This window comes from Vibrio neptunius (assembly GCA_019339365.1).
GTDB lineage: Bacteria > Pseudomonadota > Gammaproteobacteria > Enterobacterales > Vibrionaceae > Vibrio > Vibrio neptunius.
Window position 1 is genome coordinate 1676445 of record CP079859.1, and the last position, 16363, is coordinate 1692807.

The following is a 16363-nucleotide window of genomic DNA, read 5'->3' on the forward strand; positions in this document are numbered from 1 at the left end:
GGTAAAATAAGTATGCAATATTTCGAATCTTTAGTTGACCAACTGACTAAACGCGCGGCGCGCGCTACTTTAGGGCAATTTGGTTTGCGCTCTAAGCCGTTACGTGAATTCTTATGGCAGTCGTTTTCTCAGTCTCCGGGTAAAGAGGGGCTTTTCTCGCTGACCCAGTATTTGAAGCAACCTTTGGTTGGAAACTACACCCTAAAAGTATGCAAGAACTGTCGGGAGTACTGCTCAATAGCTCAATTGTTAATGCCATGGCAAATCCACCGAAAGAGCTGAAAGAAGACTACCTTTTTGATAGCAGCTGGCCTCCATACTCTCATCAATATGAAGCATGGTCGCATTTACTAGCACCCGCTCCTAAGTCTGTAATCGTGAGTAGTGGTACAGGTTCTGGTAAGACAGAGTGTTTCTTGATTCCTATTCTGAATGACATTGTTGAACGCAACAGCAAACCCGATGGCGTTGAGGCTCTGTTTCTATACCCACTTAATGCGTTAATTAATAGCCAGCGAGAGCGCTTAACCGCGTGGACTCATCAACTGGGTGACCAGGTCAAGTTCTGTCTTTTTAATGGTGATACGGCAGAGTCTGTCAGTGCTGCTGAACGCGCAAAGCATCCGAATGAACAGCTATCTCGCAAGGAGCTGAGAGAGAGTCCCGCACAAATATTGGTGACCAACTCTACAATGCTGGAGTACATGCTGGTTCGTCAAAAAGATGCCAATATTTTGAACCGTTCGAACGGTAAGCTGCGTTGGATTGTGTTGGATGAAGCTCATACCTACATCGGTTCTCAAGCGGCCGAACTGTCATTGTTGTTAAGACGTGTGATGCATGGATTTGGTGTGACGCCAGATCAAGTGAGATTTGTGGCGACCTCTGCAACGATTGGTGGAAAGGACTCCGATGCAGACCTTAAAGCGTTTTTGGCTGATGTCGCTGGTGTCGATATCACTCAAGTGCACTTGGTAAAGGGCGAACGTGATATCAAGCCCTTGATTGAACGGGAGCAAATCAAGGCGATGGATCTTGAGAATGTTGCAAGTATTTCTGATGAAGCAGAACGCTACGATGTTCTACAAAGCTTACCGCCATTAAGAACGTTAAGACAGCGCCTCAGCTCAGAAGACAACAGAATGACACTGAGCGAAATTGCCAAGCTACTGTCCAGTACAGAAGAGCCTTTATCAGCAAAAGACTCTCTTCAGTGGCTTGATATATGTGCTTCGACAAAGAATGCCAAAGGGGATGCATATATTCCGTTTAGGCTCCATCTATTCCATAGAGTTGCTAGTGGGCTGTGGGCTTGTTCAAATTCAGATTGTTCGGCCAAATTAGGCACACCTTTAGATGCAGTGGATTGGCGTTTTGGTATGGTTCACATGTCACGACGTGAGACGTGTTCTTGTGGTTCGCCTGTGTTTGAAATGGTGAGTTGTAATGGGTGTGGTACGAGCTTATTGGCTGCGACCGAGAAAACGGATTCAGAAACCAGTCACACTCAGTTTCATTTAACAAAACCTGACTCATCGGTTGATGACTTTGCCTTAGACCTTGCCGGTGAAGAAGATCTCACATTCGAAGGTGATGAAGAAACTGCGGATGAATATGATCGTTTCGCTCTTATCTCTCCACTGAGCTTTGAAGAAACGGGTGAGTACTGGATAAACAACCAAAGAGATGTAAAAACCGCCAAGGTGCCGGGTACACACCTTATCCACCGCGTAGAGGGATATCGTAAGACTGATGGTGCGTTATCTCTCCGATGTCCATGTTGCCAGAACACGAAAGTGAAGAACTTCGAGTTCTATCGTCATTTCAGAAATGGTGCGCCGTTTATGTTGTCAACGGTGATTCCGACGCTACTAGAATATTGCCAAGACGGTAAGAAAGAGCAATTGCAAGGGCCTTGGAACGGTCGTCGCATGATCACTTTTACCGATAGCCGACAGGGCACAGCCCGCTTCTCCGCCAAGTCACAGCAGGATTCTGAAAGACAGTTTCTGCGCTCAACGATTTATCATTTGATTTTGGATAAAGCGCTGAGGTCGAGTGCAATAAATCCAGATGATGAAAAGAAGCTCAATAGACTCCAACGAATGCTTAAGATTGCAATAAGTATGGACGAACCAGAGGATATTGAGGCGATTGAGTGTGAAATTGCCCAACTTACAACAGGTAGCAACCCTGTAGTAGTGACTTGGCAAGAAGTTGAAGAATTCTTAGCTGAGCAAAAAGAAGTCCAGCTTTGGATCAAAAAATTCTATGAGCACTTCGATGATCGTATGGACATGGTAGCCAATCCGAAACTACTTGCTCGCTTATTGTTGCTAAGAGAGTTTAATAGCCGACCTAGAAGACAAAACACCCTCGAAACCATGGGGTTAGTCTGCATGGAGTATCCTGCGCTAGATAAAAAGGCGAGTTCAGCTCCTAGTGAATGGTTGAAATGTTTTGATAGTGTCGATGAAGCACGTCAAGAGTGGGTTAAATTTCTCACAGTTTGCGTGAACTTTCATGTAAGAAGTATGAAAGCGGTCAGGCTGACTGATGAACAGATTAACTGGATTGGAGCCAAATACTCTCCGACTTTCTTAGTCGGGCAAGATGAACCCACGCACATTCGGAATGTAGAGGCATGGCCTAAGATTAGGCGCAATGGTCCACGCCAACCAAGGTTAGCTAGGTTGGTAGCTACAGCGCTAAATTTAGAGTTAGAAGACGCGGATTCACGTCTCGATATTAATGAAATTTTACGCCAAGCATGGATGGCACTGCAATCTTCTGTTTTGACACCGAGCGGTGATGGCTATCGTTTAGAGCTTGAGCAACAAGTGAGCTTCTCTTTGATTGCAGAGAAACAGCAGTGCCCCCATACTCAAAAAATCATCGACAAGCCATTACTTGGGATAACGCCATATCTGAATTTAACGGCAGACCGCCGTGAACATTTGTGTAAGCCTATCTCTACTCCAGATTATCCGTATCCGTTTGGTCGTGATCCTGAAAGCGGAGAAACTGTTGCTCTAGCCAAAATCAGGGAGTGGCAAGAACAACCTGATTTAATTGATGTACGCAAAGAAAATGCTTGGTCTGATATTGCTGACCGTGTTGTAGAACGCACGCCTTACTTTAGGGTTGCGGAACATTCGGCGCAGTTAAAGGCAAGCCAGTTGCGTGAATATGAGAAAGAGTTCAAAGCTGGAAGAATTAACGTTTTAAGTTGTTCTACAACTATGGAGATGGGTGTAGATATTGGTGGTATTTCAGTTGTGGCGATGAATAACGCTCCGCCAAACCCAGCCAACTATTTGCAGCGTGCTGGTCGTGCTGGTCGCCGTGGGGAAAGCAAATCAATTGCGCTTACATTGTGTAAATCTACACCGCATGGCGAGCATATCTTCTCGAATACTCGTTGGGCATTCGATACAGAAATCAAAGTCCCTAACGTATCTTTATCAAGTGATTATATTGTGCGTCGTCATGTGAATTCACTACTACTTTCAACATTTTTGAATCACGTTGTGAAGTCAGAGAACTCGTTGAAGCTTAATTGCGGAAACTTCTTTAAATCCGTACATGAGTCGACGTCTTCTCAAGCTGAGGATTTTGTTGACTGGTGTATCAATGGGGCATTGGACCTGGTTCAAGATGGGTTGGATACGTTGTTGCGGCGTACATCTCTTGATGCCACATCGCGTATCGAAATACTTGATGTTTCTTCTCAGCGTATGCAGGACATTGTCGAACAGTGGTCCTCAGAGCATCAATTGCTACAAAACCAAGCAAAAAGCTTGGAAGAAGACCAAGACTCCTTGTCGACTGCTCAAGCTGCAGTCGAAAGTCAAATTCAGCGTTTAGAAGGCGAGTTCTTACTTTCAGAGTTAGCTCGTAGAGGCTTTTTACCGGGATATGGTTTCCCGACAGATGTCGTATCTTTCAACACAGACCATGCCAAAGCGATCGAAAGGCGTCAGCGCTATATCAAAATGAAGCAAGACCAAATCGACGATAAAACATCACGTAAAGACAATCTATATAGTTCTGGCGGTTTTCCGTCTCGAGACCTATCGGTTGCTATCCGCGACTATGCTCCGGGTAATGATATCGTGATTGATGGACGTGTTTATCAGTCTAAGGGGGTGTTGCTGAATTGGCATAGTCCAGCATCTGTTGACCAAGTAAAAGAGATACAGGCGTTAAGGTGGGCATGGCGTTGTGATAAGTGTGGTGCCAGCAATACATCTTCGTTGAGACCGGAGCAGTGCGACTGCTGTGGCAATGAGTTTTCGCTGAGCGAAGAAAAAACCAAAGACCGTATTCACCCATATATTCAGCCTGCGAGCTTTGCCGTTGATATTAGAGATGAACCCCATAACGATATATCTCGATTGAATCATGTGCCCTTCAACGACCCATGGGTAACGGTGGATGGCTCTGATTGGAATGAAGTTAGTGTTAACCCAGGGGCGTCCTACCGATCAAGCCACAGCGGTCATGTTTATTACTACAGCGCTGGCCCTGTCAATAAGGGGTATGCGCTTTGCTTGGAATGTGGCCGTATGGAAGCGATGCCCGAAGGCGGAAATAAGTCGCCGAAAGAGGTATTGATGGGACATACTCCTCTACGAGGTGGTAAAGGGCATTTAACGAGTTCGAGCGAAGTCCTGTGCGTTGGAAATGACCGAGAATTTACGGTCAAAGGTCCTCTTAAATTGGGTCATAGCACTTATACCGATGTATTCGAATTATTGTTGTTTGATGAGTCTGGGCAGCCATTAACGAATAGATGTATTGCGCGCTCAGTAGCTGTGTTGATGCGGAATCAGTTGGCAGAAAAACTGGGCATTAATAACGATGAAATTGGCTGTACAACCAAACCAGTGAATCATGAAGGACGAGAAGTGCAAGCGATCGTACTATTTGACCATGCAGCTGGTGGTGCTGGCTTCTCAATCCAAGCTTCGGATTATGTTATTGAGCTACTGAAAGGGGCTAAGAAAGTAGCGTCAAGCTGTCAATGTGACAAAGCGTGCCATCGTTGTTTGGTTGATTATTCGACTCAACATGTTCTTGATTTACTTGATAGACGTAAGGTTGCCACATACTTAAGTCGTGGTTTTTTCAATAACCTTAGTCTTCCGGCCGAGTATGAATTGTTTGACCACCACAATAGACGCGAATTACGTCCACTAATGATCGCGATTGAGAAAACATTGGCGAAGCAGGATAACTCGGAGCTCTATGTAGAGCTGCCTATAAACCAATTGAGTGATTTAGGTAGTTGGCCGCTATATCACGCATTTAGTCGTTGGGTTTCAGAGCGCAAAGTACACTTGATACTGACAGAAAGTCAGACTCAAGATCTATCTTTGGAACAAAAAATCACGCTGTCTTGGTATCAGAATCATCCTAATGTAAGGCTGATGAGCAAAGAGCTAAATAGTCAGACTGAACATCGAGTTTTGGCTTGTGTGGCTAATGACTCATATTGCTACCAGTGGGGGTATCGTAACGACGATCATAAAACCTTAGTAATTGGAATGGGGTCGCTAGGTACGCTGACGGACTTTGATCTAACGCGTTTACACCAGAGTTCTGATGTAGAGAAGATAGTTATCGACAGTGAATTAAATGGGAAGGCCTCTGAGTTCGGTTTTAAGTTTTGGTCTTATGTGTTTAAGCGTTCTCCTGCTTTGATGGCGCTGATGAAGGAGCAAGTCCTCGAAACCGCGACGTATTCTGACCGTTATCTCGCGGCGACTTTACCTTTCTCCCTCTGCTTTAATACCCTCAAGTTTTTAGGCGAGCATTATAAAAGCTGCCAAATAGAAATTCGTACCGGGGAGCTAAGTCGAGGTTATAAACCTGCAACGGTGCAAGATAACTTTTTTGATGATTATTCGCGCGACAAGGTGGCCACTTTAGCTATTGAGAGCTCAGAGGCCAATATGAGGTTCAAAACCGCGTCTAAGTACAAGCTGCCGCACTCAAGAACACTGGTTCTATCTTTTGATAATGGCAAGCAAGTAACACTATGGCTTGATCAGGGGTTTGGTTATTGGTTTGCAGACAAAAGAATGGCAGAAAACCATTTACCGTATGATTTGAGTAACGAAGAACACGCGAAAATTATAGAGGAAGGGCGCTCTCTAGTATCTTCAGGCAATTTTCCAACAGATGTCTTTGTGTCGTTTGCTTAGGCTTGAACCCTAACGAAAGGCCAGTTCACCAATGTATGCGGCTCTTTTCGAGAAGTCTCTAACGCTCAAAAGGGCACTATGTGCCCATTTCTTTATGACTGATGACAAGCGATGTTGACGTCTTCACTGCCTGCTTGGTTGAAAAAGTACAGCCGTTTGCCATCCACTTCATACCTTAAATCGGATTTATAGCCGACTATGCTGTCTTTATCTCTGATATAGAACGGAGCGTGTTTCGGCTTTAGATTCCAATCAATGCGTGTAAACGTCTGCTTAAGCCGATTGCCACTGGTTTCGTTGTCAGCGGTTAATATCAATTCATACGGCTCTTCCATGCCATCTGAGTGAACCAACACGCCAGTTTGAAAATAGGTCACTTTCTCTTCTGAATTGAAATACATACTCGTGATTTCAGTCACTTTTTTAAACTGGCGGTAGGTCTCAGAGGTAAAGCCAGACTTGGATTCAGAGCACATCCAACGTGTCCCCGTAAAATCATAACTCGCAAACTTCCACTGATAAATCACGCTTGAGATAAGGATGAGTACCAATCCCGCTACGGTCAATCGCATGCTACCTCCGGATTATCAAAGGCCATCATAATCGACTCTGTCAGTGTTAGATTCGTGACATTAAAATGCTGGAACACATGTGAATCAGAGCTGACTTTAGAGGCCAGCCTAACGGTCATGGCAATCACATCAGGCTCATAAATAGAAGGGAAAATCCGTATAAAGGCGTCCACCGGGCAGTCAGTGAATGGCGTCTTACTCAGTTGCTCTCTCAACAATGCCGTGTCGATACTAGCGTTGGTTGCATCCATTAGGTAAAACGCTGGCTCTCCCTGTTTGAGTTGCACATATTGAGAAGGGTCAGTAAACGGTGAACGTGGCTTAAAAGGTTGAAAAATATAAGTCGCGGCAATCATCACCATCAAAGCCGCGGCCAACAAGTAGCTGGCTTTGCCGTTTGACCTAGGCTTTGGCAAACCAACAACCTGCCTTTGTGGCGGCGTCGCAGGGGTTGGTTGGGCATCCGCCGCCTCATTTGTTGTGTGATCAGTCGTTGGTTGCTCAACTACTTTGGCTTCCACATCAAGAAAATAACCCACTTTGCTGATGGTCTGAATGTGGATGCCTTCGGCGTTTAGTGCAACAAAATGGCGACGTAGTCCAGAGATCACGTTGGTTAACGCTTGGTCTGTGACAATCGTCCCGCCCCAGCAATTCTCGAACAGTTCTTCTCTCGATGCCGGGGCGTTTTTGAGTAATAAATACATCAAAACATCAAACGGCAATGGTCTGAGTACCAGCTTATCGCCGCTGTCGTTCGACAAGGTTCGAGTTGCACATTCTAGTTTTAGTGAAGAGAACAGAATGGTTTTCATTGAATCGCTACCCCTTGCCATTTAGCCGTAACCACTCGCCAAAGCGTGTGTGCTAAAACCTATATCATAGTGGTAAATCATTTAAGGAGCGGCACATTCTACTGTGCTGTTTTTAGAAATCAAGATTGTAATTAAGGTTGTATTTTCAATAAATTCCATTTAAAACAATGGCTTGAAAAAATATATAAAAATATAAATGGCACAATTTTATAATGTGAGTTTTTTATTTGAATTTTCTTTAGCCTAAAAATCTCATTTTTATAGAGTCAGCAGCGAAAACAACCTCATTGATATCGAGACTCTAAACAATGAAAAAACTCCTTTTAGTTACTGCTCTTTTCTCTAGTGTTGCATCTGCAAACGTTCACAGCGGTTTTTACCTAGGTGCTGGTGTCGGCACCACAGACTTTGATGATGATGGATACTTTAGTGACACCAATCTGCCTATTTCAACGGATTCGGATAACTCATACAAAATCATCGCGGGTTACCAGTTCAACCGTATTGTTAGCTTAGAAACCCAATTCACCCGCTATGGGGATACGAACGTTAAAATACACACGCCAAGCGAGACTATCAGCGGGAAGATCGAACATAAAAGCTATACGGTGGCAGCCAACTTAGGCTACACGTTTGATAGCGGTGTTCGACCATTTGCGATTGTCGGGCTTGGCTCAATGGATTATACGGAGGGCAGCTTTTCTGATGATGGCAGTATAGTCCGTTTAGGCCTAGGTCTAGAATATACTCCGCCACAGCTTCAAGGCTTATCGCTACGTTCAGCCTATGAAGTAGACCACTACGAGATTGAGACTCGAGATATGCTTTTCTCCAAAACGTATGAGCAGTCTGTTGGTGCTTGGTACGTGGCAGCCACTTACAAGTTCTAACCCATGGCGAGGTATCTACCTCGCCATTTTTCTATCTTGGCTAAACCGAACGACGCGGTAGTGCTGAGAACAGCCAAGCGCTACCCACACTCCCCAACTACTCACTCGCTATACCCTGTAGTGTCATCCCGCTCTCTAGAAAAGCCTAAGCTTGGGAACTTATATAGGATTACTCACTACCTCGGCCAATGCATTCGTGAACTTTTGCACTACTGAAGCAATGAGAGGCCAATGAGAACTCGTCGAGTCAATCAAGCGCTTTTTGGAAAATAGTTTGCGGCGAATATCACAAAAGCAAACTAAAGTTCAAAGCCTCAAATGGGCAAATGCACGGGTCAAAGCGTCAAAGTGAAGGGCGAATTTGGGTATATGGTTGACTAAGCTCTATTTTAACTAGGCAGAATGCGGTAAAAGGCTGTCATTTCAACATTAGATAAGCCTACCTCTCACCGTTATAGTCATATGAGTTTCTGTTGATATTGGGTTTTGATTATGAATGTTTTTTCTACTGATGCTTCAACGCTAAAGCATCCCCCTTGCGTTGCCAAGATAAAAGAAATTCACTCAGAGGGCAAGCAAGTGAGAGTTGAAATTCGTGGTAAGGCATGCGAGCAACCTACCTGGGCGGTGTTGGGCAAGCTTTTCACTTGTGCAGAGCTTCATTTGGCGATAGATAACCAGCTCGATTGCCTCATAGAGTTTGTTGACGATGACCCGAGCATTCCGAGTCTGACCGATATTTACTTCTCCTTGCTGGGGCAAGAAGAGATCATCATCAAAGCGGAACGGATGATTCTCGAAGGGAAGCAGGAATTGACGGTGATGTCCGGCGAGACTGAAACCAAATACAGTGACAATGATGGGCGCATTACGACCAAGGCGACACATATCACGAGCCAAGCTGAGAAAGTCAACAGGATCAGAGGTTCAAAAATCGAACTGAACTGACCGAGCTTAACAAGGAGTTGATATGCCAGTGACCATCAATGCGAACGGGTTGAGCATCGTTCATAAAGGCTCTGGCGGTGAGGCGAATGCCACATTGCCCGACGTTTGCCTGACCACCGTCGGCCCTGCTGTGGTTCCTATCCCTTATGGCAACAATGCCAAGTCGGCAGATTTGGTCGATGGCACCACAACGGTAACAGCAGACGGCGGCAACAGTATTGCGTTAAAGAGCAGTAAGTTCGCTAAGAGTACTGGTGATGCCGGTGGGGACAAAAAAGGCGTGGCATCGGGTACGATTGAATCCGAAGCCGAATTCATTTCCGCTTCACCGAATGTCATTATCGAGGGTAAGGGAGTGGCTAGGCTGTCTGACCAAATGACGATGAACAAGGGCAACACCATGTGCCTAGGTGGCGTTCAAAACCCGTCAGTCACGGTTACCGAAGATGAAGAAGGCACTTACACCGTCTACGTTAAGGCCAGATACCCTGATGGCGTGCTGCTTAAAAATGCCGATTTTGATATCACCGATGTTTCTGGCGGTGTATTGGCGCCCGGTCATTTTGCGGCATCTGGAAAAAGCAAAGTGTCTGGCTTAAAGCCCGGTCAAATCCAAATCCTTGTCAAAGAAAGTACCGACGAGTTTATCCCTAAGCCAGTTCGTATCACCAACCCTCATTATGTCTCAGACTACAGCGATGCTGACTTTTTTGATAGGTCCGCTGGGGGCCAACAAACCTTCTGGCAGCCAAAGCGTATTGCTCCGCCCGTAGAAGGTTGGGGGTTTATGGGGCCAAGTCTCACGGCTGATCGATACTTTGCCGATATTGTGAAGTTAGAAGTTAAAACCCATTTCAAAAAGCATCATCCAGAATTTAAGTTTGATGACCTGGCGGAATCGATTATCGCAGGCATTGAAAGCATGTCTGACGAGAGTATGGACAGCGTCATCTCGTTTGGCTTGCCGATGATGATGGAAGCAGGCGAAATTCTCTCTGTCCTATATCGTTTACCTAAGCATGAAACGGCCGACCGTATGCTGGCCTACATGCGAGCACGTGGTAAAGGTAACCCGCAAACCTATTTGAAGGAATTCGACTGGAGCGGCGCGCAAAAAACCGTCGGGGGGATCTAGAAGCCTTACTTAAGAAAATTAAAGGCCGAGTTGAGTCTCTCAGCGCAGAAGCTGGCAAACTGAACTACGTATATTTGACGTCGGACGTTTTTGATAAGCACATCAGTACCATTAACACCTATGCTAAAAAACTCACTGATAACCTTTCTAGCGCCTTTAAACGATTAAAATCAAAATCTGACCTTCTATTGAGCGATGTGTCGGAAGTGTCAGTGATACAGGCTGCCGACAACGTCTACTCTGCGGAAGCAGGAACGATTGAAGCGGTGGTTAATGCGATACAGAAAATAGATCTAGAGGAGCAGAAGTGGATTAAGGTTCGTGCAATATATTCCGATCGTTGGCAGACACCTATCTATGCGCAAAACCTCAAAATAACCACTAACTCGGTGGTGCATAAAGAGAACGCCTCGCTCAATGCATTTCCTTTGAATAGTACAGAATCTGAAACCATAGATTTGGCTGTCGAAACCAATCAAGTTGAAGGTGGCGTAGCGGTATTTGACACATTAAAACCTACCACAGATATGGTGACTGCAGAGTTCGTAGGTGAGCCTGGTATTGAGGAACAAATAGTCAATATCCAAAACAGCGTTGAGGCAACACTTGATGGTGCATACAACGCACTTGTTGAGGATATGAAAGGGTTCCAACAACAATGGGATGAAGAAAGCTACTGGACTTTAGGTGATGGTGTGATTGACGGTGCCCAAGCTTGGGGCGCTGATATTGTTGATATGTTGTCTCCTAGTTTTTGGGGAGACGCTGCAACCACTATCTCAGATTTATCTTCTTCTGCTGTCGATAAATTGGCGATTTATTCAGTCGATCAGTTCAATTCCATCACCAAGGCAATACTTAATGAGAAGGGGCAACTTATAAACCCGACTTGGGTATTGGACACATTAGGAAGAGAGTTTGGATCATTCCAAAACAGTGTTTTTGAATCTGTCGATGAAGCGATAGAAGATGTCAGTAAGCTGTACGCGGAAAGCCAAGATGTGGTGCGAAAGTTAGAGTGTATTGCTAAGCATCGACAGGCGATTCTAGAACTGCCACAGAGAATCTCTAATGGTGATGTCGATGCGGTCGAAACCTTTGTAGACACGGTGTTGATGGAGCTTGACCCTGATTGGGCACAGGAAATAAAGAGCCATGAGCAGTTCCCTAATGCATTGGCAATCATAGAAGACCACGACACGATTCTGACTTATGTGACTTATCTGTCTTTAATGCTTGAGGCTATTCCACCTAATTTCTATTTCTACTACGGCGGTAAAGCGGGTACCTATTTGATCCTTGAACTGATTCTCACCGTTGTGCTGGCTATTTGTACGTTAGGCACAGGAGTAGCGGCTCGTATCGCGACACTAGTAGCACGTTTTGCGGGAGGGGCTAAGAAGGTCAAGGGAATAAGAAATGCGGCCAAAGCATTGGATTCATTTATTAAGGCTGTGGAAAGCTTGATCAATGTACTGTCTGATTATCAGGAGCTAGCGAAAAAACTGGTTAAACGCCCACTTGGAAAATTTAAAGGCAAGCCCGTTACAACCATGACTGCGAAAAAGAAAGCGGTGAAACGAGATGCAAGCTGTAGGCTTTGTCATTCCAACCAACATAAAACGCCGCGTTTTAAATTTGGTGAGTTAGAGTATATTTAAGGTGCAAAATGGGATATAGAGAATCAGTATTGGATTCGGCTGTAGAAGATCCAAATCATCCAATAAACCACGGTTTTCAAATGCAGGTACACCACCTTTTATCAAAGGCAGGTGTTAAAAAAACAGGCAAGGGTCCAAAATTGAAGTCTTACGGTTATGATATTAATTTGCCGGGTAATTTAGTCGCTTTACCTTGCACTTTGGAAGGCGCGTGTCATTTACAAGTTCAACTACATAGAGGTGATCACCCTGCTGTTATTGATACCAATGATAATGATAAGGAACACCCTAAGAGTTACCACATAGAAGTAACCGAGTTAGTAAAAGAGGCTTATAAGACCATAAGTAAACGTTGTGAAAAGCAGGATAACCCTGGTATTCAGCGCTATATGGATTACCACAGTTTGCTGATATTACGTAAGGTTCGTAGCTTTGAGTTGCCCTTAAGTAAAGTTGCCAATGCCTTTAAGCGTGGCGGGGTGGGGTGTTTGGGCGCCACAACAGTGCCAGAGCTATGGTTAAAGTTAAAGGCTAGCCCAAAAGAGTGTACATGCAATGGAAGAAAACATGATAAATTTAGTTCTTTCATAGAGATACCCTATAACCTAGAACGAGGAAAATAACTTTGAGTACGTTGAATATTTATGATGAATCTTACTATATTATATTTCCAGACTATGAATTTGAGGACTATGACAATGACCTCACCCCAACTCAATATACCGCCAACACTAATTGGGACTTTGAAAAGCTTAACTTTGGTATAAAGCCACTTACCTTTGTCTCCGATAATGATAATTTGGACTTTTTGCAGCAAGATTACGCTCTAGCATTTAACGTTCCGAACTTTGTCGTCACAAACAAACTCAAAGAGCTGCTGGAAGATGGCCTTTACGGCAGTCAGTTTTTTCCAGCAATTATTCAAGATGAGAACAATAATGCGGTTGAAGGCCTCTGGGCACTGAATACTTTTGATGACTTAGATTGTATCGATCTAAAAAGAAGTCAATTCTATATGCCAAGTGATGGAAGTAAGGACATTGATGGGTTTGCTATTAAACCAGATATGGATAATTACCGACTTCGAGAAGATGTGCTGGATGCTATTCCAGAAAACGAACGTTTAATTTTTCAGCTCGGAAATACATCAAGAGGAAAAATCTTTTTTCATCAAAAAGTCGTCGATATTTTTAAAAGATACGATGTTAAAGGCATAAAATTCTTTAAAGTCAGTGAATTTGAGTATGGGGACCAACATTAAAAATTCGTGACCCAAAAGACAACTAATATTATTGAGCTTGATATGAGATGCTCCAGAGCGTTAGATATACGTCTCACCCAATGAGGAAGCAGGGTGAGAGCATACTAACTTAATCGTTCAATCCGCAAACATATTGGTCGATTTTCAAACTGAGGAGTTTGTATTTTCTCGGCAGTTTTCGGGAAATTCGACTTAGATTTTAAGCTCGAATACAGCTTGATTAAGAAGTGAGCGAAGTGTGATCCCGCCCTGCCTAAGGTAGTACGATGAGTCAAGGCGATATTGTATTTAAAAGCCACGGTGAAGATTAATAAGTCACCTAGCAAGAGGAAAATAACTTTGAGTGCGTTGAATATTTACGATGAGTCTTATTATATTATATTTCCCGATGATGATTTTGAAGAATATGATAATGACCTCACCCCAACTCAATATACCGCCAACACTCATTGGTATTTTGAAAAGCTGAACTTTGGTATAAAGCCACTTACCTTTGTCTCTGATAATGAGAATTTGGATTTTTGCTGCAAGATTACGCGATAGCATTTAACGTTCCGAACTTTGTCGTCACAACCAAACTCAAAGAACTGCTCGAAGATGGCCTTTATGGCAGTCAGTTTTTTCCAGCAATTATTCAAGATGAGAACAATAATGCGGTTGAAGGCCTCTGGGCACTGAATACTTTTGATGACTTAGACTGTGTAGATTTTAAAAGAAGTCAATATTTTATGCCAGGGGATGGAACCAAGGAAATTGATGGGTTTACTATTAAACCAGATATGGATAACTATCGATTTAGAGAAGATGTGTTCGATGCCATACCAGAAGATGAACGCTTAATTTTTCAAGTGGGAAATACAACAACCGGAGAAATTTTTGTTCATCAAAAAGTCGTCGATATTTTTAAAAAGTATGATGTTAAAGGTATTCGGTTCTTTAAAACGAGTGAGTATCATGTCGGCGATGAGTTCAACGTTTTTTAAGCGGTATGCTTGCTTAATAAGGTGTCACCCACTTACTTTAGCATCAAGAGTTGGGCGTTTATTCTTTTAGAAGTTCAGTTACATCGTGGGAATCACACATCCTCCTCAAATGATGACGATGATGAGCACGACGAGCCGTATCACGCCCATGCAACAAGGTTGATGATAAAGGCCATGGAATTAATTGAGAAGAATTGTGAAGAAGGTAACTCAAAAAAGGTCCAAAATTGCTTAGATAAAAAAAGTAGCACGATACTAGGAGACATTAAAACGTATCGTATTAGGTTGACTAGAGTACATAGATATTTTAAAAGTGGTGAGGTGGGGTGTAACGGGTTAGGGAAAAAAGCAGGTAAGTTTAGTATTGACGATTTAGTTGATTCAAATGATGTTAACACCCACTGTTGTGATAGAAATCATACCGAATTTAAGTTTTTTAAAAAAGAAAATATGACTTAGAAGTTGGAAAGTAGAATGAAATACGATCAAGACTACTACATTATGAGCCCAGACTATGACGTTGCAGGGTATTCTGTAATACCTTCTGCTTCAACCGGTCTACGTAGGTTTCATTACCGTGAACTTGTCTATGGTGAGCCTGCATTGAGGTTTAGTACCAAGAATAGCCAAAAGTTATATGATGATGTGGAAATGTTATTCTGCACGCCTAGCTTTATTATATCTGAAGATCTAAAAGAGGTTTTTGATGACGGCGTTTATGGCGGAAAACTGTATCCGGCAATAATAAACAACACTAAACATAATTACTTTCTAATTAATATATATAAAGCTCTCGATTGTTGGGATAGAAATCGCTCAGTTTATGAGCATGATGATCCTGATGATGAACCACATGTTATAAAATACAGCCTTAATGATGCTGTTCTCGATGAAATTCCAGAGTCAGAGAGATTGGTCTTTAAGATGGGGGAGATGATTTAGCTCCGATAGTTGTACATAAAAAAATTAAGAGGAAACTGGAGAGAAAAATTCCTTATCTCAAATTCTATTCCATTGAAAGTTATCAACTTGGGGATGAGTACTAAAGAATATAATGGTTTTCTGATTCATTTATCGCAGAACACCAAAACCATAACATGGATAACTAAGGTAGTACGATGATTCAAGGCGATATTGTATTTAAAAGCCACGGTGAAGATTAATAAGTCACCTAGCAAGAGGAAAATAATTTTGAGTGCGTTGAATATTTACGATGAGTCTTATTATATTATATTCCCGGATTATGAATTTGAGGACTATGACAATGACCTCACCCCAACTCAATATACCGCCAATACTCATTGGAAGTTTGAAAAGCTGACCTTTGGTATAAAGCCACTTACCTTTGTCTCCGATAATGATAATTTGGACTTTTTGCAGCAAGATTACGCTCTAGCATTTAACGTAAAGAACTTTGTCGTCACAACCAAACTTAAAGAACTTCTGGAAGATGGCCTTTACGGCAGTCAGTTTTTTCCAGCAATTATTCCAGATGAGAACAATAATTCGGTTGAAGGCCTCTGGGCACTGAATACTTTTGATGACTTAGACTGTGTTGATCTAAAAAGAAGTCAATTTTATATGCCAGGTGATGGGACCACAGAAATTGATGGCTTTACAATTAGCCCTCATATGAGTAATTACCGATTTCGAGAAGATGTGTTCGATGCGATTCCAGAAAACGAACGCTTAATTTTTCAATTGGGAAATACAACAACCGGAGAAATTTTTGTTCATCAAAAAGTCGTCGATATTTTTAAAAAGCATAATGTTAAAGGTATTCGGTTCTTTAAAGCGAGTGAGTATCATGTCGGTGATGAGTTCTAAAATAGCAGCACTGCATTTTTTCTGAAAGGTTAAATTACCCAAGATAGAACAATGAGCCAATA

9 protein-coding genes and 3 pseudogenes are annotated in these 16363 nt (G+C 43.1%); 10 read left to right on the plus strand and 2 right to left on the minus strand.

Annotation, left to right across the window (positions count from 1 at the left end; genetic code table 11):
* The first annotated feature begins 12 nt into the window (after positions 1 to 12).
* A pseudogene (locus KW548_08000) lies at positions 13 to 6209 on the plus strand (DEAD/DEAH box helicase).
* Between the two features lie 92 nt (positions 6210 to 6301).
* Here the strand turns inward: KW548_08000 and KW548_08005 are convergent.
* Entirely contained in the window at positions 6302 to 6781 is a 480-nt protein-coding gene (locus tag KW548_08005; protein ID QXX07869.1) for a hypothetical protein, read from the minus strand.
* Positions 6772 to 7596, minus strand: a complete 825-nt coding sequence (locus tag KW548_08010; GenBank protein QXX07870.1) for a winged helix-turn-helix domain-containing protein — start codon at positions 7594 to 7596, stop codon at positions 6772 to 6774. The genes KW548_08005 and KW548_08010 overlap by 10 nt, the downstream gene beginning before the upstream one ends.
* A 308-nt stretch (positions 7597 to 7904) precedes the next feature.
* On the opposite strand from KW548_08010, the gene KW548_08015 reads away from it, so the two are divergent.
* The 9 genes and pseudogenes from KW548_08015 to KW548_08055 all read left to right on the plus strand — a co-directional run bounded on the left by KW548_08015 (position 7905) and on the right by KW548_08055 (position 16301).
* Positions 7905 to 8486, plus strand: a complete 582-nt coding sequence (locus tag KW548_08015) for a porin family protein (GenBank protein QXX07871.1) — start codon at positions 7905 to 7907, stop codon at positions 8484 to 8486.
* Positions 8487 to 8975: 489 nt separating this feature from the next.
* Positions 8976 to 9434, plus strand: a complete 459-nt coding sequence (locus tag KW548_08020) for a hypothetical protein (protein QXX08009.1) — start codon at positions 8976 to 8978, stop codon at positions 9432 to 9434.
* A 22-nt stretch (positions 9435 to 9456) separates the two neighbouring features.
* Positions 9457 to 12230 (plus strand): annotated as a pseudogene (locus KW548_08025) (DUF4150 domain-containing protein).
* Between the two features lie 8 nt (positions 12231 to 12238).
* Positions 12239 to 12853 carry an AHH domain-containing protein gene (locus KW548_08030; protein QXX07872.1) on the plus strand — a complete coding sequence of 205 codons (615 nt, stop codon included), beginning with the start codon at positions 12239 to 12241 and terminating at the stop codon, positions 12851 to 12853.
* An 11-nt stretch (positions 12854 to 12864) separates the two neighbouring features.
* Positions 12865 to 13491 carry a hypothetical protein gene (locus KW548_08035; protein ID QXX08010.1) on the plus strand — a complete coding sequence of 209 codons (627 nt, stop codon included), beginning with the start codon at positions 12865 to 12867 and terminating at the stop codon, positions 13489 to 13491.
* A gap of 348 nt (positions 13492 to 13839) precedes the next feature.
* Positions 13840 to 14474: pseudogene (locus tag KW548_08040) on the plus strand (hypothetical protein).
* 174 nt (positions 14475 to 14648) lie between these two features.
* Positions 14649 to 14933, plus strand: coding sequence for a hypothetical protein (locus tag KW548_08045; GenBank protein ID QXX07873.1), 285 nt, complete (start codon positions 14649 to 14651; stop codon positions 14931 to 14933).
* A 15-nt stretch (positions 14934 to 14948) separates the two neighbouring features.
* Positions 14949 to 15416, plus strand: coding sequence for a hypothetical protein (locus KW548_08050; GenBank protein QXX07874.1), 468 nt, complete (start codon positions 14949 to 14951; stop codon positions 15414 to 15416).
* A gap of 258 nt (positions 15417 to 15674) precedes the next feature.
* A complete protein-coding gene (locus KW548_08055; GenBank protein ID QXX08011.1) occupies positions 15675 to 16301 on the plus strand; it encodes a hypothetical protein in 627 nt (208 codons plus the stop codon).
* Positions 16302 to 16363 lie beyond the last annotated feature (62 nt).

Bases quoted from the DNA above. Each gene is read 5' to 3' on its own strand.
- KW548_08005 (QXX07869.1), bottom strand. From the start codon at position 6,781: ATGCGATTGACCGTAGCGGGATTGGTACTCATCCTTATCTCAAGCGTG.
- KW548_08010 (QXX07870.1), bottom strand. From the start codon at position 7,596: ATGAAAACCATTCTGTTCTCTTCACTAAAACTAGAATGTGCAACTCGA.
- KW548_08015 (QXX07871.1), top strand. From the start codon at position 7,905: ATGAAAAAACTCCTTTTAGTTACTGCTCTTTTCTCTAGTGTTGCATCT.
- KW548_08030 (QXX07872.1), top strand. From the start codon at position 12,239: ATGGGATATAGAGAATCAGTATTGGATTCGGCTGTAGAAGATCCAAAT.
- KW548_08045 (QXX07873.1), top strand. From the start codon at position 14,649: ATGGAATTAATTGAGAAGAATTGTGAAGAAGGTAACTCAAAAAAGGTC.
- KW548_08050 (QXX07874.1), top strand. From the start codon at position 14,949: ATGAAATACGATCAAGACTACTACATTATGAGCCCAGACTATGACGTT.